Annotated in this window: 22 protein-coding genes; 12 read left to right on the top strand and 10 right to left on the bottom strand. The window is 52.9% G+C overall.

Features of this window, described 5'->3' with window-relative positions:
• Positions 1-31 precede the first annotated feature (31 nt).
• Entirely contained in the window at positions 32-640 is a 609-nt protein-coding gene (gene lexA, locus ACHHZ6_RS18505) for a transcriptional repressor LexA (protein WP_025757830.1), read from the top strand.
• A gap of 70 nt (positions 641-710) precedes the next feature.
• Complete coding sequence (dinF, locus tag ACHHZ6_RS18500) at positions 711-2,042, top strand: MATE family efflux transporter DinF (protein ID WP_395122839.1); 1,332 nt, start codon at positions 711-713, stop codon at positions 2,040-2,042.
• Here the strand turns inward: dinF and zur are convergent.
• Positions 2,039-2,554, bottom strand: a complete 516-nt coding sequence (gene zur, locus ACHHZ6_RS18495; protein ID WP_182273390.1) for a zinc uptake transcriptional repressor Zur — start codon at positions 2,552-2,554, stop codon at positions 2,039-2,041. The two genes, dinF and zur, sit on opposite strands and share 4 nt — an antisense overlap.
• Positions 2,555-2,669: 115 nt before the next feature.
• Here zur and ACHHZ6_RS18490 point away from each other — a divergent pair, with 115 nt between their 5' ends.
• From ACHHZ6_RS18490 to pspG, 4 genes are all read left to right on the top strand, one after another.
• The gene (locus ACHHZ6_RS18490) at positions 2,670-3,158 is read left to right on the top strand and encodes a cupin domain-containing protein (protein WP_182273391.1); all 489 of its coding nucleotides are present in this window, start codon (positions 2,670-2,672) and stop codon (positions 3,156-3,158) included.
• 170 nt (positions 3,159-3,328) lie between these two features.
• The gene (locus tag ACHHZ6_RS18485) at positions 3,329-4,576 is read left to right on the top strand and encodes a conjugal transfer protein TraF (protein ID WP_182273392.1); all 1,248 of its coding nucleotides are present in this window, start codon (positions 3,329-3,331) and stop codon (positions 4,574-4,576) included.
• An 82-nt stretch (positions 4,577-4,658) separates the two neighbouring features.
• Positions 4,659-5,654, top strand: coding sequence for a tRNA dihydrouridine(20/20a) synthase DusA (dusA, locus tag ACHHZ6_RS18480; protein WP_196390700.1), 996 nt, complete (start codon positions 4,659-4,661; stop codon positions 5,652-5,654).
• Positions 5,655-5,790: 136 nt separating this feature from the next.
• Positions 5,791-6,033, top strand: a complete 243-nt coding sequence (gene pspG, locus ACHHZ6_RS18475; RefSeq protein ID WP_182273394.1) for an envelope stress response protein PspG — start codon at positions 5,791-5,793, stop codon at positions 6,031-6,033.
• 184 nt (positions 6,034-6,217) lie between these two features.
• On the opposite strand, the gene ACHHZ6_RS18470 is transcribed toward pspG, so the two are convergent.
• Positions 6,218-7,201 carry a quinone oxidoreductase gene (locus tag ACHHZ6_RS18470; protein ID WP_182273395.1) on the bottom strand — a complete coding sequence of 328 codons (984 nt, stop codon included), beginning with the start codon at positions 7,199-7,201 and terminating at the stop codon, positions 6,218-6,220.
• 65 nt (positions 7,202-7,266) lie between these two features.
• Between ACHHZ6_RS18470 and dnaB the strand changes: the two genes are divergently transcribed.
• Both dnaB and alr read left to right on the top strand, forming a co-directional pair.
• A complete protein-coding gene (dnaB, locus tag ACHHZ6_RS18465) occupies positions 7,267-8,679 on the top strand; it encodes a replicative DNA helicase (RefSeq protein WP_182273396.1) in 1,413 nt (470 codons plus the stop codon).
• Positions 8,680-8,758: 79 nt separating this feature from the next.
• On the top strand, positions 8,759-9,838 hold the full coding sequence (gene alr, locus ACHHZ6_RS18460) for an alanine racemase (RefSeq protein ID WP_182919255.1): 1,080 nt from the start codon (positions 8,759-8,761) through the stop codon (positions 9,836-9,838).
• 57 nt (positions 9,839-9,895) lie between these two features.
• On the opposite strand, the gene ACHHZ6_RS18455 is transcribed toward alr, so the two are convergent.
• Complete coding sequence (locus tag ACHHZ6_RS18455; protein ID WP_182273398.1) at positions 9,896-11,026, bottom strand: hypothetical protein; 1,131 nt, start codon at positions 11,024-11,026, stop codon at positions 9,896-9,898.
• Positions 11,027-11,330: 304 nt separating this feature from the next.
• On the opposite strand from ACHHZ6_RS18455, the gene ACHHZ6_RS18450 reads away from it, so the two are divergent.
• Positions 11,331-11,936, top strand: a complete 606-nt coding sequence (locus ACHHZ6_RS18450; protein WP_182274607.1) for a response regulator transcription factor — start codon at positions 11,331-11,333, stop codon at positions 11,934-11,936.
• 57 nt (positions 11,937-11,993) lie between these two features.
• Here ACHHZ6_RS18450 and ACHHZ6_RS18445 read toward each other — a convergent pair whose 3' ends face one another.
• The 6 genes from ACHHZ6_RS18445 to ACHHZ6_RS18420 form a co-directional block, all read right to left on the bottom strand.
• Entirely contained in the window at positions 11,994-12,284 is a 291-nt protein-coding gene (locus tag ACHHZ6_RS18445) for a hypothetical protein (RefSeq protein ID WP_182919256.1), read from the bottom strand.
• A 1-nt stretch (position 12,285) separates the two neighbouring features.
• Positions 12,286-12,693, bottom strand: coding sequence for a hypothetical protein (locus ACHHZ6_RS18440; RefSeq protein ID WP_182273400.1), 408 nt, complete (start codon positions 12,691-12,693; stop codon positions 12,286-12,288).
• A gap of 79 nt (positions 12,694-12,772) precedes the next feature.
• Entirely contained in the window at positions 12,773-13,255 is a 483-nt protein-coding gene (locus ACHHZ6_RS18435) for a ribonuclease domain-containing protein (protein ID WP_182919257.1), read from the bottom strand.
• A gap of 16 nt (positions 13,256-13,271) precedes the next feature.
• Positions 13,272-13,721, bottom strand: a complete 450-nt coding sequence (locus tag ACHHZ6_RS18430) for a lysozyme (RefSeq protein ID WP_182273402.1) — start codon at positions 13,719-13,721, stop codon at positions 13,272-13,274.
• Positions 13,721-14,326 (bottom strand): DUF2589 domain-containing protein, encoded by a 606-nt coding sequence (locus ACHHZ6_RS18425; RefSeq protein WP_182273403.1) that lies wholly within the window; start codon positions 14,324-14,326, stop codon positions 13,721-13,723. Before ACHHZ6_RS18425 ends, ACHHZ6_RS18430 begins: the two co-directional genes overlap by 1 nt.
• A 75-nt stretch (positions 14,327-14,401) precedes the next feature.
• Positions 14,402-14,959, bottom strand: a complete 558-nt coding sequence (locus ACHHZ6_RS18420) for a DUF2589 domain-containing protein (protein ID WP_182273404.1) — start codon at positions 14,957-14,959, stop codon at positions 14,402-14,404.
• A 206-nt stretch (positions 14,960-15,165) separates the two neighbouring features.
• Between ACHHZ6_RS18420 and tyrB the strand changes: the two genes are divergently transcribed.
• The 3 genes from tyrB (at position 15,166) to ACHHZ6_RS18405 (ending at position 17,799) form a co-directional block, all read left to right on the top strand.
• A complete protein-coding gene (tyrB, locus tag ACHHZ6_RS18415) occupies positions 15,166-16,359 on the top strand; it encodes an aromatic amino acid transaminase (protein ID WP_182919258.1) in 1,194 nt (397 codons plus the stop codon).
• A 255-nt stretch (positions 16,360-16,614) separates the two neighbouring features.
• Complete coding sequence (gene aphA / locus ACHHZ6_RS18410) at positions 16,615-17,328, top strand: acid phosphatase AphA (RefSeq protein WP_182273406.1); 714 nt, start codon at positions 16,615-16,617, stop codon at positions 17,326-17,328.
• Between the two features lie 117 nt (positions 17,329-17,445).
• On the top strand, positions 17,446-17,799 hold the full coding sequence (locus ACHHZ6_RS18405; protein WP_182273407.1) for an MmcQ/YjbR family DNA-binding protein: 354 nt from the start codon (positions 17,446-17,448) through the stop codon (positions 17,797-17,799).
• A gap of 3 nt (positions 17,800-17,802) precedes the next feature.
• Here the strand turns inward: ACHHZ6_RS18405 and uvrA are convergent, their stop codons facing one another.
• Positions 17,803-20,625, bottom strand: coding sequence for an excinuclease ABC subunit UvrA (gene uvrA / locus ACHHZ6_RS18400; RefSeq protein WP_182919259.1), 2,823 nt, complete (start codon positions 20,623-20,625; stop codon positions 17,803-17,805).
• Between the last annotated feature and the right edge of the window lie 28 nt (positions 20,626-20,653).

Raw genomic sequence — 20,653 nt, 5'->3', positions numbered from 1 at the left:
AGCATAACTGTATATACACCCAGGGGGCGGAATGAAAGCGTTAACGACCAGGCAACAAGAGGTGTTTGATCTCATCCGGGATCATATCGGCCAGACGGGTATGCCACCCACGCGTGCGGAAATTGCGCAGCGTCTGGGTTTCCGTTCTCCAAATGCTGCCGAGGAACACCTTAAAGCGCTGGCGCGTAAAGGCGTGATTGAGATTGTTTCGGGTGCTTCACGCGGTATCCGTCTGCTGGTAGAAGAAGAGACGGGAATTCCACTGGTTGGCCGTGTCGCTGCTGGTGAACCGCTGCTGGCACAGCAGCACATCGAAGGTCACTATCAGGTCGATCCTGGCATGTTCAAACCGAGCGCAGATTTCTTGCTGCGCGTAAGCGGTATGTCCATGAAGGATATCGGCATTCTCGATGGCGATTTGCTTGCGGTTCACAAAACGCAGGACGTGCGCAACGGCCAGGTTGTGGTCGCGCGTATTGATGATGAAGTTACCGTTAAGCGCCTGAAAAAACAGGGTAATACCGTGCAGCTGCTACCGGAAAACAGCGAGTTCTCCCCAATTGTGGTGGATCTCCGCGAACAGAACTTCTCTATTGAAGGGCTGGCGGTAGGTGTTATTCGCAACGGTGAATGGCTGTAATCTCTTCCCGACAGGCTACGGAGTCTCCGTAGCCTGATTCAGATTCATTTCCCGCTCCTGGTATTTTTTCATGTCACTGCTGACGGCTTCAGATAAGGCATTGTGGCGTCTTGCTCTGCCAATGATTTTTTCCAATATCACCGTTCCTTTGCTGGGGCTGGTGGATACGGCGGTGATTGGTCATCTGGATTCACCCGTTTATCTGGGCGGTGTGGCTATCGGCGCAACGGCAACCAGCTTCCTCTTTATGCTCCTGCTCTTTTTACGCATGAGCACCACGGGGTTGACGGCACAGGCATATGGTGCGAAAGATCCCCTGCGTCTGGCTCGTGCGCTTGTTCAGCCGTTAATTCTGGCGCTCGGTGCAGGGGCGTTAATCGTGTTGCTGCGTACCCCACTGATTGATCTGGCGTTGCACATTGTTGGTGGCAGTGAGACGGTACTTGAGCAGGCACGACGTTTCCTTGAAATTCGCTGGCTCAGTGCGCCTGCATCACTGGCAAATCTGGTGCTGCTTGGATGGTTACTGGGCGTGCAGTATGCTCGTGCGCCGGTCATTCTGCTGGTAGTGGGAAACCTCCTCAATATTGTGCTCGACCTCTGGCTGGTGATGGGCCTGCATATGAACGTGCAGGGTGCTGCACTGGCGACGGCAATTGCGGAATACGGGACATTTTTTATCGGGTTGTGGATGGTCTGGCATGTTCTGACCATGCGCGGTATCTCTGTCTCTCTACTGAAAACCGCGTGGCGTGGCAATATCCGCACACTGCTGGCGCTTAATCGCGACATTATGTTGCGCTCGCTCTTGTTACAGCTCTGCTTTGGCGCACTGACGGTCTTTGGGGCGCGTCTTGGGCCAGATATTGTCGCGGTTAATGCGGTTCTGATGACGCTGCTCACCTTTACCGCTTATGCGCTGGATGGCTTTGCCTACGCTGTTGAAGCGCATTCCGGGCAGGCATACGGTGCGCGTGAAAGCGGTCAGCTCCGTGATGTATGGCGGGCAGCCTGTCGTCAGGCGGGTCTGGTGGCGCTGGCGTTTGCACTGACTTATGCCTGTTTTGGCCAACAGATCATTGCGTTACTCACGTCGCTCCCCCGGCTTCGTGAACTGGCGGGTCATTATCTCATCTGGCAGGCGATCTTACCGGTGGTGGGCGTCTGGTGCTATCTGCTGGATGGTATGTTCATCGGTGCGACGCGAGGGGCGGAGATGCGCAACAGCATGGCGGTCGCAGCGGCAGGCTTTGGTCTGACGCTGTTGACGCTCCCGTCTCTGGGCAACCACGGTTTGTGGCTGGCGCTGGCAGTCTTTCTTGCCTTGCGCGGCCTCTCTCTGGCGTTTATCTGGCATCGCCACTGGCGGCGTGATACCTGGTTTTCATCCCACCACGGTTAACGTGGTTTTTTCTTCACGAGGATAGAGTGATCGTGCTGACACTCATCCTGATGCCGACAGGATTCCACTTCCACGCATGCGGAGCACAGCCCGTGTGCTTCAATCACGTTATGACGCAGGGCAAAGCCCATTTTGGCTGCCAGCGAATGCATGATGTCTTCAACGCCTTCTGCACACTCTTCCTTCACCACACCGCAGCGGTCACAGATAAACATGGCAGATGTGTGGGTCGGTTGATCAAACAGGTGGCACAGCACATAGCTGTTTGTTGATTCGACCTTGTGAACAAACCCTTGTTCCAGCAGGAAATCCAGCGCACGATAAACCGTAGGCGGTTTTGCCTGCGGCTCGCTTTCGCGCAGCAGGTCGAGCAGGTCGTATGCGCTGATGGCTCCTTGCTGCAGGCTCATCAGTCGCAATACCTCAAGGCGCTGCGGAGTCAGGCGCACATTGCGTTGCGCACACAGCTTTTCTGCCTGCGCTAACAGCTCTTGCGTTGCGGTCTTATCCATTTAGCACCCCGGATGTTATAGGCTGGGAAACCCTCACTTTATCATGTTCTGGTAAAAACACCGAGATCCGCCAGGCTGTGCTATACCTGACGCATCGCAATTCTGGACATTTACGATGAAAAGACCTGACTGTATTCGGCACTGGCGTGACGTTGAAGGGGCAGATGACTCTACCTATTCCGACAGTCACGAGCGTTTCTCCATCGGTGCACCGCTGGCCCGCAAGCTGGGCCTGGGCCGTATTGGTATTCACCATGAGCGTCTCCCTCCGGGGCGTCGTACCTCGTATCCTCACGCGGAAAGCGACGAAGAGGAATTTATCTATGTGCTGGAAGGTTACCCCGAGGCCTGGATTAACGGTTATCTGTGGAAACTCGAACCTGGTGACAGCGTGGGTTTTCCTGCCGGAACGGGTGTCTGCCACACCTTCATTAACAACACTGATGAAGAGGTGCGCTTGCTGGTCGTTGGGGAGGCCAATAAAAAGCACAACCGCATCTACTATCCGCTAAACCCGGTGTACGCCGCCACGCGCGAGGACCGCTGGGTTGACCATCCGCCCCAGTTTTTTGGTCCGCACGATGGAAAACCTGGGCGAAAATAATTTCCTCTTCTATAAATATTGAGGGTCGTCACAAATTACAACAGGCCCGGGTGTGATTTAACTTAGGGAAAAAGCGGGTCTTTTTGTACTTATTCACAGCAATAGTTCGTGCCTGTTTGGGTGATAACAGACAGGGGTTATTTCATAACAGATTATAAGACGAGCATACTGTGAAGAAACATTTTAAATTTTCGGTGGTTAGCATCGCTGTCTCCTTGTTTATGGCAAATCAGGCGGGGGCAGCCAATACCTGGACAGAGGCGCGCAGCGACGCGATGGGGGGCACGGGCGTCGCAGCAGGCAGCTACGGCAGTGGGGTGTTAATCAACCCGGCATTGCTGGCGAAAGCGAAACCTGATGATGGTGTGACGCTCATTTTACCTTCCATTGGTGCGCAGATTTCAGACAAAGACAACCTGCGGGATAAGATTGATAACATCAGCGACGATGTCAGTCGGTACCGTAGCACGCTGGATACTATCAACCTTATCGATCTCTTAAATCCTTCAAGCCAGGCCTCACGGGATGTTTCTTCTGCAGCAGGTAATCTTGCCGATCAGCTGGATTCGCTGAAAGGAAAAACTGCCAGCGGTAAAGCGGGCGGCGGGATCGCGGTAAGCATTCCTGATGATGTGCTCTCATTCGCATTTGTGGCCAAAGCGAATGCTCGCGCTCGCGTGAGTTCTTACATCGATCAGGGGGATATCGATAAACTACGTTTAGTGGAGGCAACCCCTGTTGCCGCTTTTGGCATTGACCCGAAGGATCTCAAATCAAAAGGTTTTGGTCGTGCGGCTATCGTTTCAGACTATGGCGTGGCGGTGGCGCATCAGTTTGATATTAGCGGTGTACCGGTTTCCGTGGGTATCACCCCAAAGCTGCAAAAAACCTGGCTGTATAACTACACCGTCTCTATCTACAACTTCGACAGCGGCGATATCAACAGTAGCCGCTATCGCAATGACGACACCGGGTTTAACGTCGATGCCGGTCTTGCGGCTGATTTCGGCGATAACTGGACTGTCGGTCTGACGGGGAAAAACCTCTTCTCACGTGATATCGATACCAAAGAAGTGGATGGGGTACGTGATACGTATCAGATCAGTCCAGTCGTAACGGCAGGCGTGGCCTGGCATACCGATCTCGTGACGTTGACGGCAGACGGTGACCTGACCGAAACCAAAGGCTTTAAAAGCGAAGAGAACTCTCAGTACGTTGGCGTGGGTGCAGAAGTCACACCACTAAACTGGCTGGCCGTTCGCGCGGGTTACCGTGCTGATGTGAAAAACAACGACAGCAACGTTTTTACGGCGGGGGTGGGTTTTGCACCGCTTAACACCGTACATGTCGACCTGATGGGTCTGTACGGCGAAGATGAAACCTGGGGCGCAGGGGCACAGCTGAGCCTGACGTTCTAAAGTGCACCGGAGGCGCTGCGCCTCCGGCTTTTCTTTGTGCTATAGTAGCGCCCCTTTTCCACCAGATGCTTAAAACTTCGCCATGTCGTCAGAATTACAGACTGCTTTCCCTGCACACCGTTTTTCCATTGCGCCGATGCTCGACTGGACGGACAGACACTGCCGCTATTTCCTGCGTCAGCTCTCCCGCCATACGTTGCTGTACACCGAAATGGTGACTACCGGGGCGATTATTCACGGTAAGGGTGACTATCTGGCCTACAGTGAAGAAGAGCATCCGGTTGCCCTGCAGCTTGGCGGCAGCGATCCGGCAGCCCTGGCGCAGTGCGCGAAGCTGGCGGAAGAACGCGGTTATGACGAAGTTAACCTTAACGTTGGTTGCCCTTCCGATCGCGTGCAAAACGGTATGTTTGGCGCATGCCTGATGGGGAACGCGCAGCTGGTGGCTGACTGCATCAAGGCGATGCGCGATGTTGTCTCCATTCCGGTAACGGTTAAAACCCGTATTGGTATCGACGACCAGGACAGTTACGAATTTCTGTGCGATTTCATCAATACGGTTGCCGGGAAAGGCGAGTGCGAGATGTTTATCATCCACGCACGCAAAGCGTGGCTCTCGGGTCTTAGCCCGAAAGAGAACCGTGAAATTCCGCCGCTGGACTACCCGCGTGTGTATCAGCTGAAGCGTGACTTCCCACATCTGACCCTGTCAATTAACGGCGGTATCAAGTCGCTGGACGAGGCCAAAACGCACCTGGAACATATGGATGGCGTAATGGTGGGGCGCGAGGCGTATCAGAACCCTGGGATCCTGGCGACGGTCGATCGCGAAATCTTTGGCATTGAAGGTGCAGATACCGATCCGGTTGCCGTGGTGCGTGCCATGTATCCGTATATCGAACGTGAGCTAAGCAATGGGACTTACCTTGGTCACATTACCCGCCATATGCTCGGCCTGTTCCAGGGGATCCCGGGGGCGCGTCAGTGGCGTCGTTACCTGAGCGAAAATGCGCATAAAGCCGGTGCGGATATCGACGTGCTGGAACACGCGCTGCGTCTGGTGGCAGATAAGCGATAAATTTCGCTAAAAGATCGTCAAATTCACCACGCCTCGCAAAATATTGCGGGGCGTTTTGCTTTTATAACAATGAGTTAGTTTTGGCATGCTTTTTGTAATGATCGCTGCATCATTCGGGAACTCGTGGGAGAGCACCATGCTGGAACTACTTTTTGTGATTGGCTTTTTTGTCATGCTGTTGGTGACGGGGGTTTCACTGCTCGGCATTCTGGCCGCTATCTTTGTGGCGACGGCGGTGATGTTTATCGGCGGATTGTTTGCCCTGACGATCAAACTGTTGCCGTGGTTACTGCTGGCGATTGCGGTAGTATGGGTAATACGGGCGATTAAATCGCCAAAGGTTCCCGGTTATCAGCGTAATAACCGCTTTCGTTACTAAGGTATTGAGGGGTTCGTCACATACCTGCAACTTTCCCGGCAACATTGCTTAGAACGGAATAGGATTTACTTATCGAATCTGTCACTATGGCTGCCGCTAAAGAATTCATCGAGCTGTACCCTACATACAGCCGAACTAAAAAAAGAAAGGGCTTCCTATGGGAAGCCCAATTTCTTTTTAGGGATCAGGGAATTAACAGACTTGAACCCTGCGTCGCCCGACTCTCCAGCACCTCATGCGCACGTTGCGCATCGGCTAACGGGTATTTCTGCGCATCGGCCACATCCACTTTAATCGCACCGCTGGCGATCAGAGAGAACAGCTCGTTGCTGGCCTCAAGCAGCTCTGCCCGGTTGGTGATGTAGCCCTGAAGAGAAGGGCGCGTAACATACAAAGAACCTTTCTGGTTCAGAATGCCAAGATTCACGCCAGTAACGGCCCCTGATGAATTACCAAAACTCACCATCAGACCGCGGCGTTGCAGGCAGTCCAGGGATGCTTCCCAGGTGTCTTTACCCACCGAGTCATACACCACGCGCACCTTTTTGCCGCCGGTTATCTCTTTCAGTCGTTCAACAATGTTCTCTTCGCGGTAGTTGATCACCTTCCATGCTCCAGCCTGCAGTGCCCGCTGGGCTTTTTGGGCAGAGCCTACGGTGCCGATAAGTTTCGCACCCAGCGCTTTTGCCCACTGGCAGGCGATCAGCCCCACACCGCCTGCAGCGGCATGAAACAGGAATTGTTCATCGGGTTTGATTTCATAGGTTTTGCGCAGCAGGTAATAAACGGTTAGCCCCTTCAGGAAAGAAGCGGCAGCCTGCTCGAACGATATCGCATTCGGTAGAATTGCGGCTTTGTCTGCCGGAACGTTATGAACGGTACTGTATGCACCCAGTGCCGATTGCGCATACACCACGCGGGCACCTTCTTTTATATGCTTAACGGCGTTGCCCACCTTGATAACCACACCTGCCGCTTCGGTTCCCAGCCCGCTCGGCATTGACGGAGGGGGATAAAGACCGCTGCGAATATAGGTATCAATGTAGTTGATGCCGATGGCTTTGTTTTCGACCTGGATTTCGTTATCGCCAGGTGCAGCAGGGGTGAACTCTACTGCTTTGAGTACGTCAGGGCCACCATGCTTGTGAAATTCAATACGCGTTGCCATGCTTCCTCCATAAGAAAATGTGGTAATCTTTCGACCCACTCTTTATCTCGGTAACTCCATTCACTATGGCAGGAAACAAACCCTTCAACAAACAGACTGAACCCCGTGAACGTGATTTTCAGGTCGCCGGGTTAAAAGTCCCGCCGCACTCGATTGAAGCGGAACAGTCGGTGTTGGGCGGTTTAATGCTGGATAACGAACGCTGGGACGACGTCGCCGAGCGCGTCGTGTCCGAAGATTTCTACACCCGCCCGCATCGCCATATCTTTACTGAAATGGCGCGTCTGCAGGAGTCGGGCAGCCCGATTGACCTGATCACGCTCGCGGAATCGCTGGAGCGGCAGGGTCAACTGGACAGCGTCGGTGGGTTTGCCTATCTGGCAGAGCTTTCTAAAAATACGCCAAGTGCGGCGAACATCAGCGCTTACGCTGACATCGTGCGTGAACGTGCCGTTGTGCGTGAGATGATCTCGGTGGCGAATGAAATCGCCGAGGCGGGTTTTGATCCACAGGGTCGCACCAGCGAAGATCTGCTCGATCTCGCTGAGTCCCGCGTCTTTAAAATCGCCGAAAGCCGCGCGAACAAAGACGAAGGGCCGAAAAACATCGCCGATGTGCTTGATGCGACCGTTGCGCGTATCGAACAGCTGTTCCAGCAACCCCATGATGGTGTGACCGGTGTGAATACCGGCTATGACGATCTCAACAAGAAAACTGCCGGTCTGCAGCCGTCAGATTTGATCATCGTCGCGGCGCGTCCATCAATGGGTAAAACAACATTTGCGATGAACCTCGTCGAAAACGCGGCGATGTTGCAGGATAAACCGGTTTTAATCTTCAGTCTTGAGATGCCATCAGAACAGATCATGATGCGTTCCCTGGCGTCGCTGTCTCGCGTGGATCAGACCCGTATTCGTACCGGTCAGCTCGACGATGAAGACTGGGCGCGGATCTCCGGCACGATGGGTATTCTGCTGGATAAACGTAATATCTATATCGATGACTCCTCCGGTCTGACACCGACGGAAGTGCGCTCCCGTGCGCGCCGTATCGCCCGTGAACACGGTGGTATTGGCCTCATCATGATCGACTACCTCCAGCTGATGCGCGTGCCGTCGCTCTCCGACAACCGTACGCTGGAGATTGCAGAGATTTCCCGCTCGCTCAAAGCATTAGCCAAAGAGCTACACGTGCCGGTGGTGGCGCTCTCCCAGCTTAACCGCTCTCTGGAACAGCGTGCCGATAAACGTCCGGTGAACTCCGATCTGCGTGAATCCGGCTCCATCGAGCAGGATGCGGACTTAATCATGTTTATCTACCGTGATGAGGTTTATCACGAGAATAGCGACCTGAAAGGGATCGCCGAAATTATTATTGGTAAACAACGTAACGGCCCCATCGGTACGGTACGTCTGACCTTTAACGGACAGTGGTCGCGTTTCGACAACTATGCCGGTCCTCAATATGATGATGAGTAAATCGCCTTCATCCTTCACGACGCAGGTGCGTTGACTGCAACGCGAATGATTTTGGTGATTCTTTTATTAAGGAATTCAAATGCAAGCGGCAACTGTAATCATTAACCGCCGCGCTCTGCGACACAACCTGCAGCGTCTGCGTGAACTGGCCCCCGCCAGCAAGCTCGTTGCAGTCGTGAAAGCGAACGCTTACGGACACGGTCTTCTCGAGACCGCGCGAACGCTCCCCGATGCCGACGCCTTTGGCGTCGCCCGTCTCGAAGAAGCTCTCCGCCTGCGTGCAGGCGGGATCGCCCAACCCATTCTGCTCCTCGAAGGTTTTTTCGAAGCCTCCGACCTGCCGACCATCGCCGATCAGCACCTGCACACAGCGGTACATAACGAAGAGCAGCTGGCAGCACTGGAAACGGCAGAGCTGAGCGAGCCGGTCACCGTGTGGATGAAGCTCGACACGGGCATGCACCGTCTGGGCGTGCGCCCGGAAAACGCAGAGGCGTTTTATCAGCGTCTGTGTCAGTGCAAAAACGTGCGTCAGCCGGTGAATATTGTCAGCCATTTTGCTCGCGCAGATGAGCCAGAATGTGGCGCAACCGAGCAGCAACTCGATATTTTTAACACCTTCTGTGAAGGCAAGCCGGGGATGCGCTCTATTGCGGCATCCGGCGGCATTCTGTTGTGGCCACAGTCGCACTTCGACTGGGCGCGCCCGGGGATTATTCTCTACGGCGTGTCGCCGCTGGAGAATAAACCGTGGGGGCCAGATTTTGGCTTGCAGCCGGTGATGTCGCTGGTTTCTAACCTGATTGCCGTGCGCGAGCACAAAGCGGGTGAACCGGTGGGCTACGGCGGAACCTGGGACAGCAAGCGCGATACGCGTCTGGGTGTGGTGGCGATGGGTTACGGTGACGGCTACCCGCGCGCTGCGCCATCCGGTACGCCGGTGCTGGTGAATGGCCGTGAAGTGCAGATTGTGGGCCGTGTGGCGATGGATATGATCTGCGTTGACCTGGGGCCAGAGGCACAGGACAAGGCTGGCGATCCGGTGGTGATGTGGGGCGAAGGCTTACCCGTTGAACGCATTGCTGAAATCACGAAAGTAAGTGCTTACGAACTTATCACGCGCCTGACGTCGCGGGTGGCGATGAAGTATATCGATTAACCGTGCCTGAATGTCCGCATCCAACAGCCGATATGACCGTTGGATGCGGTGAACGTCTTATTTCAGCACGTCGTAAATAGCCTGATTCGTGAGGTATTCCGATACCAGCCCCGATTCAGGGGTAAAAGGCACTCCGTGCACTGCTGAGAAAGGCATCCCGGTGCTTGCGCGGGAAACGTAGCGCTCACCCTGGTCATTCTCGGAAACGGTGTAAACGGTGTTTCGCATTTGGCTAAATACCGCAGCATTACGCTGAATTGACTGATGCAACTCAAGTAGCTGTATCCCGTCCAGATTGAGTTTCTTGTCCATATTCACGCCCCATCTTTGCAGACAAACCTCTGCAAAATGACGCACGATCATGCCTGGTTCATGCGCTACTTTTGGCCCCTTATCACCATTAGCCGATGCATTGCCGACGAGGGTCGCGTGTCGGCCAGACATCGGATAAATGTGCACACGCGTCGTATTATGGGTTTCAGGGATGACACAGGAGAAACCTGTTGAGCGCTCATCTTTGGCATAAAAAGCAACATACTCTTTGACGTTGCTGCCTAAGGTCACTTTGTCTGATTTGAAATTGCCTGTTCCCGGAACTGGGTCAACTGCAAAAATATTGACCGGGATGGTTGTCAGAACCGGGTCGGCCAGCATGGCGTTGGCCAGCATATGGCAACTGATCCCACCCCGACTCCATCCTACCAGGTTGACCTGCGTCGGCAGAATTTGCCCCTTGCGGAAAGTTTTAATGATCTGCTGCTGCAGCGCCTGCTGCGTGACTTTTCGGTCGCCGTAATCATATTTACGCCACCAGAACGAGCCTGTGACTTCGACGTCCTCAATCGGGATACCGGCCTTTTTCAGCTGCTCATAATTCTCTTTCGTGAGCTTTTCTCGCTGCCAGTCAACGTGCCCTTTCATAATATTGAGGGCGTGCTGAATATTTTCGTTCCAGCCGCTTCCAAAAAGCCGACCACGTAGCTGGCCGTAATCACCGCTTTTTACCCACAGCTCATCACTCTGGAGGTTGCCACTTCCTGGGCCATCAAGAATGATCCATTCCGCAAACTCTTTACCTTTGTTATTGGCGGCGAGCGTCGAAATTAACTCCCCGTTCCAGTAGTTAACATGTGTGTCATCAAATTTATTCGAACCGGTACCGCAGAAATACACTGTTAATGTCGTCATAAGAAACCTCATTCAAATATTAATGTATAGATGGGTTGCATAAATGCAGATAAATAATAGGTGAGCCGGTTCACATCTTAAATATGCTAATCGGCCCAGGTTGTTTTTGTTATGAATAATGTCGGCGAAAAATTAATGTATGCTATATTTTTTGTTTAGCGCTGCTTAATTTAATGCGTGTGAATATGACATTTGTCTTATGCCATTTGCTGTTTTTCAAGTTCTCAAATTACACTCATACTTATTTTTGAAAAGGCTTATTTAATAACGTAAGGAAATAAAACCAAGACGAGGTAAAGTGGTGATGAATGTATTGATGATTGATGAATTACCGATCTACATTCACGGTATGAAGACTGAACTAAAGAGAGTGATGCCTGAATGTACCGTTTTTTCTACAGACAGCTTCGAAGACGCACACACCGTTTTGATGTCCACTTCCGTTAACATTGTTCTGTTAGACGGTGAAATGAATTGCAGCGAGTTCATCAAAATGCTAACGCAGGACTGGCCTTCATTACCCATTGTTGTGATGTTGAGAAAGGCGACGGATGGGATCTTTAATTTTTATATTCAGCAAAATGTAAAAGGTCTTTTTACCAAGGACCTTCCCGTGGAAAAAATCAGCCAGATCCTGAGCATGGTTTCATCCGGCGTTGTCTGTTTTCCTGAGCAGGCCATACTTCATCGTGAAGCTCCGGGTAACACGCTACTCATTCATACGCTGAGCCGACGCCAGCAGGAGGTGCTGAAGTTACTGGCAAAAGGAGGTACCAATAAACAAATCAGCAGGCAGTTAAATATCAGTGCCGGAACCGTAAAAGTACACCTTGAATCCATTTTCCATCGTCTTCAGGTGAATAACCGCACGCAGGCAGCAATGCTCTATTATAAATATATTGCGATCTAGGTTACATTACAGATGCAGATAAAAGCGCAACAAATGTGGAGTTTGTTGCGCTTTTTGCTATTTATGTCTGAGGAAAAAATAATAAATCACCACAACTAACGTACCAAAATCCTGAAGTAACCAAAATGGGAAGCTATCATTTAAGATATCTTCTCCTGTCAAAATGAATTTTACATTCAGACAGCTCTCACCGAAAAAACCAAATGCCAGTGCTGCCAGACCTAACTTACTCATAACAGGCAATGCATGAACACGGCGGCTATAGGCGGCAAACAAAATAATAAATGACGTTATCAGATCGACAAGAATAATGACCAGCAGTACCCAGTCTTTGTTCATATTGAGCATATTATTCCCCGTTGAGCTTGTTATCATTTGAATCTGACTGAGGGAGTGAATCGTTCCTGACTTTTCTTTTGATTACGCTGGCAACATCAAAAATATCCTGCTGCTCATGCCGTCGAAAGAAGTTTGCCAGCCAGACGATCAACCCATTGCTGAGCGCACCTAAGATATACCCCAGGCCCAGAGTGATATCTGCCTGAGTCAGATCGATCTTGAGCCAGCGAGCCGCTAACCCGCCCAATGCAATGGCGGCCCCCATACTTATTCCACCAAAGATCACGCCTGCGACAAATCGACTATGCTGGTGCAGCCGTTGTGGCTGCCAAAAAAAGGAGATACTTACGCCACCAAATAATCCAGAGAAAGCCAGTAGTGCCTCACTGATCAGTGTGGGGAGATAGATGTCGGACATGGGCTTATCCTCAGCGTGGGTAAAATCCCCTGTCCGTGATTGAGAAGTCAGGGGATTTCACCGCCAGTTACAGAGTGGGTTATTGGCAAGGTTCAAGCTCAACCAAATGTTGGTATTGATCGGTGGTAATAAATCGCTGTGGCCCTGACAGGCTGTAAATCACCCGTTTGGGGCTGCGATATCCTTTCACGACATCAATGTCCGCAGTCAGCCAGGCTTGATTTGCCGGTAGCGCTGGGTTGTTGTAAATATCGCCACCTATCCATCTGTTGTTGGTTTTTTTCACGCCCCACAGCGTTTCAGACGCCTGGCCAGACCACCCAAGACGCTTTGCTTCATCTACGGTGATATACCTGTCAGGTAGCCGACCAAAATTTTTAATATTGCGCAGCGTGGTCGCTAAATCGGTGATGTTATTTACCGGTGGAACACCTTTTTCCGTCAAAAAGGTATTTGTCTCTTTAATTTCATCTTCACAGGTTTTTAAAGCGGCACTGACCTGCATGGCTGAAAAAAGCGAAACCGATAACAGCGCTGCAGTGATTAGTTTATTGATTTTCATGATGTTCCCTTAATGGTTAACTCAGAAATAATCTCATTTCGGCGTCACGGCGACGCGTAAGCCCCGCCAGTACTCTGCCGCCTGCTTTGTTCCAGCATTTAAATTGCAACGCAGCCGCTTCTTTGTCTCCTGCGTTGACCTTTTTAAGCAGCGTCGATTTCTTTAAATTGCCGAGGCCAAGATTGAAGGCGAAGGACACCAGGGCGTCGAACTGATTCTGGGTAACCGACAGCGTCAGCAGTTTCTTCACGCCAGTTTCAGTGCGCTTCAGGTCTTTGCGCAGGATATTTTTGGCTTCACCGGTGGTGATTTTGATGAGCTTTTCCATCTCCTCTTTCAGAATCAAATGGCCGTAGCCAATCGTCCATAACCCGACGGCATCGCGGTAACGTTCCAGCTTTAGTCCTTCAAACTGGCAAATCAGCTGCACGCCTTTGTCACCAGTGCTTTCTGGTTGCTTGTTCATCACGGAGTCTCCTCTGCTTTCGGACGGGGGATAACTTTGTTGGTGTACTCATCAATCAAACGCATGATGCTTTCTGGTGGTGGGAGGGCGGTAAATTGCATCTCCACGTCAACGTGGCGGCTGTCACGCCCACCTTTGCTATCGCTGGAAGGTGAAAGGCTGACGTGAAAGCGGCCAAACTCGTTTTCTCCCGATTGCGGGGAGGGGGCTTGCATACCTTCCGTGCGGATCGTCAGGTTGACCTTCATCTTTTCCAGCATCAGCCCACGCGGTGTAGAGAGCGCAACGAGGGGCAGATCGAAATAGTGGTTCTCATCCAGTGCCAGCTGGACGGTGCGCGGGATCAGTGAACCGTCATCGGCGGGTTCGAAAAAGGGATCCAGCATCTTCATGTACTGCTGAGCGATTAACTCGTTTGCCGCCGTTGCGGCGTACTGCATTCCGCGCGTAATATCCTCCAGCGTGACCGGTACGCCGGGAATATCCGCAGGCGGTGGCGGCGGATTTTTCCCTTGTACAGGGGGCGTCGTTCCGTCAGCCTCTTTCTCCCTCTTATTTTCTGGCTCCTCATCCTTACTGCCGCGTAGCCATGTTTTAAAAGACATAATTCGCTCCTGAAGAGGGGCCACCAAAGGCGGCCCCGTACGTTACGGAATGGCTATTACCCACAGTGCAAAACGTTATTGCGCAGCAACAGGCTTGGTTTTGGCGTTGGTTAAATAGTCAATGACGCGCTGGAGGGCTTCAGGGGGATCCTGACGCTTGATTTGGGTATGGATGGAATATTTAGCGCGTGTGTCGGTTGAACGAGTTTGTTCTGATTTATGCGATACCTTACCGGTCATTTTGGCTGAGAAGATACCCCAACCGATTGACGCTTCCACCGAGGCTTCGGCTTCAGTGCTGCTTGAACTGGCTTCGCTCTGAGTGACTTCCAGCTCAAAATCGATGGTACCGTCTTCAATACAAATAATCGGGTGAGTAACCGCCGCCAGCAGCGGAATACTCATTTTGCGGGTGACGCTACCTTTGCTCACCCCTTGCTCGTCTACCAGGGTTTCGTCGTAGTCGAATTCGATGGCAACGGCTTTACCATCCTTAATACAGACAGAGAGCAGGAAGTCGGCATAGGATTTGCTGGCCTGTACCTGTGCTTTGATCATTGCCTGCAGTGGCCCACCAATCATATGTTCGAGTGGCAGGGCATTAATGACTGAACCAATAAATTGTGAATCCATAATGTGAACTCCTTGAGTCAGTGAATGCGCGGTTGCGCAGGAGTCACATTACGGGAGCGGAGGGGGCGAAAATATTGGGTAAATGTCATGGCGAGAGGATGCAAAAAACCTATGCCAATTGCAGGATAAGGCGAAGGGGTGGTGTTACGGCATGTTCCAGTTTATTGTGGAATTCCCTGCCTCATCGAATTCCGGAGAACCATCGCGTGTTTCAGAAAGTAGACGCCTATGCTGGCGACCCCATTCTCTCCTTAATGGAGCGTTTTAAAGAAGATCCTCGCAGCGACAAAGTGAATCTTAGCATTGGTCTGTATTACAACGAGGGCGGTATCATTCCTCAGCTGCAGGCCGTGGCCGAAGCCGAAGCGCGTCTTAACGCGGTTCCGCACGGGGCCTCGCTCTATCTGCCAATGGAAGGGTTAAACACCTACCGCAACACCATCGCGCCGCTGCTGTTTGGAGCCGATCATGCGGTACTCGCACAAAAACGCGTGGCGACCATCCAGACGCTGGGCGGTTCAGGGGCGCTGAAGGTCGGCGCAGACTTTTTGAAAAAATACTTCCCGGATTCCGGCGTGTGGGTCAGCGATCCAACCTGGGAAAACCACGTAGCCATTTTTGAAGGCTCGGGCTTTAAGGTGTCGACCTACCCGTGGTTTGACAGTGCAACCAACGGCGTACGTATTGATGCGCTGCTGGAAAAACTGAACACCCTGCCAGAGCGCAGTATTGTACTGCTGCATCCGTGCTGCCATAACCCGACCGGTGCCGACCTCACCAATGCACAGTGGGATGCCGTGATTGAGGTGCTGAAGGCGCGTAACCTGATCCCATTCCTCGATATCGCCTATCAGGGCTTTGGCGCAGGAATGGAAGACGATGCCTACGCCATTCGTGCCGCTGCCAGTGCCGGGTTACCTGTACTGGTCAGCAACTCCTTCTCAAAAATCTTCTCTCTGTACGGCGAACGCGTTGGCGGCCTGTCCGTGGTGTGTGAAGATGCCGAAGCAGCCAGTCGTGTGCTGGGTCAGCTGAAAGCGACAGTGCGCCGCATCTATTCCAGCCCGCCAAACTTTGGTGCGCAGGTGGTGGCCACGGTTCTTGGAGATGATCGGCTGAAAGCGTCCTGGCTTGCCGAAGTGGAAGCGATGCGTAAGCGCATTTTGTCGATGCGTCAGGAACTGGTTAATGTGCTGAAAGAGGCCGTTCCCGGGCATAACTTTGACTATCTGCTTAAGCAGCGCGGGATGTTTAGCTATACCGGTCTGAGCGCGGCTCAGGTTGAAAGGCTGCGTGAAGAATTTGGCATCTACCTGATTTCCAGTGGTCGTATGTGCATGGCGGGCTTGAATACCGATAACGTCAAGCGCGTGGCTCAGGCCTTCGCTGCTGTGATGTAAGTATTCACTATCATTCCCCCTCTCCCTGTGGGAGAGGGTCGGGATGAGGGCATCAGGCCGCAGAAAATCTTACCCGGTGGCGCTGGCGCTTACCGGGCCTACGCCACGCATCTGCGCTTTGTGATCTTCTTCTTTTTATTCAGATTCATAAGCAAAAACTCCTTTCTTTCACTTCCCGCTGGGGTTATGGTCGGATAGTTTTTTGACCATTCGCTCAAATTAAAACGATAACAAACTGAATATTCAGGGGAAAATATGCGCAAGATCACACTGGCGCTCAGCGCCGCCTGTTTATTGTTCTCGCTTAATAGTGCAGTCGTCGCGCGTGCTTCTGCACCGACGCCGCTTTACACCGGAACCACCGCCGCCATTCTTGCTGAACAGGCACCCATTCACTGGGTTTCCGTGGCACAAATTGAAAATAGCCTGATGGGGCGTCCGCCAATGGCTGTAGGCTTCGATATCGACGATACCGTGCTGTTCTCCAGCCCGGGTTTCTGGCGGGGCAAGAAAACCTTCTCACCGGACAGCGAAGCGTATCTGAAGAACCCCGAATTCTGGGAGAAGATGAATAACGGCTGGGATGAGTTCAGCATCCCGAAAGAGGTTGCCCGTGCGTTGATCGCCATGCACGCTAAGCGTGGTGACAGCATTTACTTTGTGACGGGGCGCAGCCAGACCAAAACTGAAACCGTATCAAAAACGCTTCAGGATGATTTCCAGATCCCGGCGACCAGCATGAACCCGGTTATTTTTGCCGGTGACAAGTCCGGGCAAAACACCAAAACCCAGTGGCTGGAGCAGAAAAATATCAAAATCTTCTACGGTGATTCGGATAACGACATTACCGCCGCTCATGATGTGGGAGCCAGAGGGATCAGGGTACTACGCGCCTCTAACTCGACCTATCGACCGCTGCCAATGGCCGGGAAATTTGGCGAAGAGGTGATTGTGAATTCTGAATACTGATGTATGCTGATTTTTTGAACAAATCAGGCCTGCCGGGTTTACCTTTTGTCGTCTTGCTACACAATTTAAAGAGGCCGGCACTCAGTTCGAGTTCAACCCATTCACAGGGGAGCAAAGATGACAATTTCGGAGATACTCCAGTACTGCATGAGTAAACCCGGTGCGGAGCAAAGCGTTCACAGCGACTGGAAAGCCACGCAAATAAAGGTTGGCGACGTGTTGTTTGCTATGGTGAAAGAGGTTGAGGGCCGCCCGGCTGCATCGCTGAAAACCAGCCCGGAGCTGGCGGATTTGTTACGTCAGCAGCACCATGACGTCAGACCGAGTAAGCATCTGAACAAGGCACACTGGAGCACTGTTTATCTTGATGGCTCGCTGCCAGGCTCGCAGATTTATTATCTGGTGGATGCCTCTTATCAACAGGCGGTTGAGCTGCTGCCGGAAGTGACCCGACAGCAACTCTCCGTGTGACAACTACAGCAACGGTTTGAGGAAGCGTGCGGTGTGCGAGGCTTCGCACTCTGCAACGGTCTCTGGCGTACCGGATACGAGGATTTCACCGCCGCCGCTACCGCCTTCCGGGCCGAGATCGACAATCCAGTCTGCGGTTTTAATCACGTCCAGATTGTGTTCAATGACCACGATGGTGTTGCCCTGGTCTCTGAGCTGATGCAGAACATCAAGCAACTGCTGAATATCGGCAAAGTGCAGGCCGGTCGTCGGCTCATCCAGAATGTACAGCGTCTGACCGGTGCCTCGTTTGGATAGTTCACGCGCCAGCTTCACGCGCTGCGCTTCACCGCCAGACAGCGTGGTAGCAGACTGCCCCAGACGAATATAGGTCAGGCCTACGTCCATCAGCGTTTGCAACTTACGCGCCAGCGCAGGGACTGCATCAAAGAACTCACGAGCCTCTTCGATGGTCATATCCAGCACTTCGTGGATGGTTTTGCCTTTGTACTTAATCTCCAGCGTTTCACGGTTATAGCGTTTGCCTTTGCACTGGTCGCACGGTACGTAGATATCCGGCAGGAAATGCATCTCAACCTTGATTACACCGTCGCCCTGACATGCTTCACAGCGGCCACCGCGGACGTTAAAGCTGAAACGTCCAGGGGTATACCCGCGCGAGCGCGCTTCCGGTACACCCGCAAACAGTTCACGTACAGGCGTAAAGACGCCGGTATAGGTCGCCGGGTTGGAACGCGGGGTGCGTCCAATGGGGCTTTGGTCAATGTCGATAACCTTGTCGAAATGCTCCAGCCCCTGGATGTCGCGGTACGGTGCAGGCTCGGCGAGGGTCGCGCCGTTCAGCTGCGTCTGCGCAATCGGGAACAGCGTATCGTTAATCAGCGTCGATTTACCGGAACCGGACACGCCGGTGATACAGGTAAACAGCCCAACCGGCAGCGTCAGGGTCACATCTTTCAGGTTGTTGCCGCGTGCGCCAGTCAGCTTCAGCACTTTTTCCGGGTCTGCCGCCACGCGCTGCGTCGGTACGTCAATTTTGCGCTTGCCGCTCATGTACTGGCCGGTCAGAGACTCTGGCACTGCCATGATATCTTCCAGCGTCCCTTCCGCGACTACCTGACCGCCGTGAACGCCTGCACCCGGGCCGATATCAATAACGTGGTCAGCGGCGCGGATGGCATCTTCATCATGCTCGACCACAATCACCGTGTTGCCGAGGTTGCGCAGGTGGATCAGCGTCCCGAGCAGGCGTTCGTTGTCGCGCTGGTGCAGGCCGATAGACGGCTCATCCAGCACGTACATCACACCCACCAGGCCCGCACCAATCTGGCTTGCCAGACGAATACGCTGCGCTTCACCGCCGGAGAGTGTTTCAGCAGAGCGGGAAAGCGTCAGGTAGTTCAGACCCACGTTCACCAGGAACTTCAGCCGATCCCCAATCTCTTTCAACACTTTTTCGGCGATTTTCGCGCGCTGGCCGGAGAGCTTCAGGTTGTTGAAGAAGTCCATCGCGTGACCGATGCTCATGTCTGAGATGGTCGGTAGCGCCGTGTTTTCGACAAAGACGTGGCGAGCCTCGCGGCGCAGACGTGTCCCTTCGCAGGTTGCACAGGAGCGGTTGCTGATAAACTTCGCCAGCTCTTCACGTACTGCACTGGATTCGGTCTCTTTGTAGCGGCGCTCCATATTGTGCAGCACCCCTTCGAACGGGTGGCGACGCACGGAGGTATCGCCGCGATCGTTCATGTACTTAAACTCGATGTTCTCTTTACCCGAACCGTACAGCACCACTTTGTGTACATGTGGATTCAGGCTGCCCCACGGCGCTTCGACATCGAATTTATAGTGCTCTGCCAGCGACTTCAGCATCTGGAAGTAGTAGAAATTACGGCGATCCCAGCCGCGAATAGCCCCGCCTGCCAGTGACAGTTCCGGGTTTTGGATCACGCGATCCGGGTCAAAATACTGCTGTACGCCCAGACCGTCGCACGTCGGACACGCGCCCGCCGGGTTGTTGAACGAAAACAGACGCGGTTCCAGCTCGCGCATGCTGTAGCCGCAAATGGGACAGGCAAAGTTGGCAGAAAAAAGCAGTTCTTCCGCTTTCGGGTTGTCCATATCGGACACCACGGCGGTGCCGCCAGAGAGTTCCAGCGCCGTTTCAAACGATTCGGCCAGCCGGGTTGCCAGATCTTCGCGTACTTTGAAGCGGTCAATCACCACTTCAATGGTGTGCTTCTTCTGCAGCTCCAGCTTGGGTGGGTCTGACAGGTCACACACTTCCCCGTCGATACGGGCGCGAATATAGCCCTGGCTTGCCAGGTTCTCCAGCGTCTTGGTGTGCTCGCCTTTGCGCTCTTTAATGATCGGCGCAAGCAGCATCAGGCGTTTACCTTCTGGCTGCGACAACACGTTATCCACCATCTGGCTGACGGTTTGCGCCGCCAGCGGGACGTCGTGATCCGGACAGCGCGGCTCACCCACGCGCGCATACAGCAGACGCAGGTAGTCATGAATTTCGGTAATCGTACCAACCGTTGAACGCGGGTTATGCGAAGTGGATTTCTGCTCAATAGAGATGGCAGGTGATAACCCTTCAATATGGTCTACGTCTGGTTTTTCCATCAGTGACAGGAACTGACGTGCGTACGCAGAGAGGGACTCAACGTAACGACGCTGTCCTTCGGCATACAACGTGTCGAAAGCCAGTGAGGATTTGCCAGACCCCGAAAGCCCGGTCACGACGATGAGTTTGTCGCGAGGGATTATGAGGTTGATATTTTTGAGATTGTGGGTGCGAGCGCCCCGAACTTCGATCTTATCCATTCACCTTTCCCGGTTGGAACACGGATTG

The sequence above is a fragment of the Enterobacter cloacae complex sp. 2024EL-00214 genome (assembly GCF_043945575.1).
GTDB lineage: Bacteria > Pseudomonadota > Gammaproteobacteria > Enterobacterales > Enterobacteriaceae > Enterobacter > Enterobacter cloacae_P.
Note: the sequence above shows the minus strand (reverse complement) of the source record. Positions and strands in the feature narration are given on the sequence as shown.

Bases quoted from the DNA above. Each gene is read 5' to 3' on its own strand.
- aphA (WP_182273406.1), top strand. From the start codon at position 16,615: ATGCGCAAGATCACACTGGCGCTCAGCGCCGCCTGTTTATTGTTCTCG.
- ACHHZ6_RS18430 (WP_182273402.1), bottom strand. From the start codon at position 13,721: ATGAACAAGCAACCAGAAAGCACTGGTGACAAAGGCGTGCAGCTGATT.
- lexA (WP_025757830.1), top strand. From the start codon at position 32: ATGAAAGCGTTAACGACCAGGCAACAAGAGGTGTTTGATCTCATCCGG.
- dinF (WP_395122839.1), top strand. From the start codon at position 711: ATGTCACTGCTGACGGCTTCAGATAAGGCATTGTGGCGTCTTGCTCTG.
- alr (WP_182919255.1), top strand. From the start codon at position 8,759: ATGCAAGCGGCAACTGTAATCATTAACCGCCGCGCTCTGCGACACAAC.
- ACHHZ6_RS18435 (WP_182919257.1), bottom strand. From the start codon at position 13,255: ATGAAAATCAATAAACTAATCACTGCAGCGCTGTTATCGGTTTCGCTT.
- ACHHZ6_RS18450 (WP_182274607.1), top strand. From the start codon at position 11,331: ATGAATGTATTGATGATTGATGAATTACCGATCTACATTCACGGTATG.
- uvrA (WP_182919259.1), bottom strand. From the start codon at position 20,625: ATGGATAAGATCGAAGTTCGGGGCGCTCGCACCCACAATCTCAAAAAT.
- ACHHZ6_RS18455 (WP_182273398.1), bottom strand. From the start codon at position 11,026: ATGACGACATTAACAGTGTATTTCTGCGGTACCGGTTCGAATAAATTT.
- dnaB (WP_182273396.1), top strand. From the start codon at position 7,267: ATGGCAGGAAACAAACCCTTCAACAAACAGACTGAACCCCGTGAACGT.
- ACHHZ6_RS18490 (WP_182273391.1), top strand. From the start codon at position 2,670: ATGAAAAGACCTGACTGTATTCGGCACTGGCGTGACGTTGAAGGGGCA.
- ACHHZ6_RS18445 (WP_182919256.1), bottom strand. From the start codon at position 12,284: ATGCTCAATATGAACAAAGACTGGGTACTGCTGGTCATTATTCTTGTC.
- ACHHZ6_RS18425 (WP_182273403.1), bottom strand. From the start codon at position 14,326: ATGTCTTTTAAAACATGGCTACGCGGCAGTAAGGATGAGGAGCCAGAA.
- ACHHZ6_RS18420 (WP_182273404.1), bottom strand. From the start codon at position 14,959: ATGGATTCACAATTTATTGGTTCAGTCATTAATGCCCTGCCACTCGAA.
- ACHHZ6_RS18470 (WP_182273395.1), bottom strand. From the start codon at position 7,201: ATGGCAACGCGTATTGAATTTCACAAGCATGGTGGCCCTGACGTACTC.
- pspG (WP_182273394.1), top strand. From the start codon at position 5,791: ATGCTGGAACTACTTTTTGTGATTGGCTTTTTTGTCATGCTGTTGGTG.
- ACHHZ6_RS18440 (WP_182273400.1), bottom strand. From the start codon at position 12,693: ATGTCCGACATCTATCTCCCCACACTGATCAGTGAGGCACTACTGGCT.
- ACHHZ6_RS18405 (WP_182273407.1), top strand. From the start codon at position 17,446: ATGACAATTTCGGAGATACTCCAGTACTGCATGAGTAAACCCGGTGCG.
- dusA (WP_196390700.1), top strand. From the start codon at position 4,659: ATGTCGTCAGAATTACAGACTGCTTTCCCTGCACACCGTTTTTCCATT.
- zur (WP_182273390.1), bottom strand. From the start codon at position 2,554: ATGGATAAGACCGCAACGCAAGAGCTGTTAGCGCAGGCAGAAAAGCTG.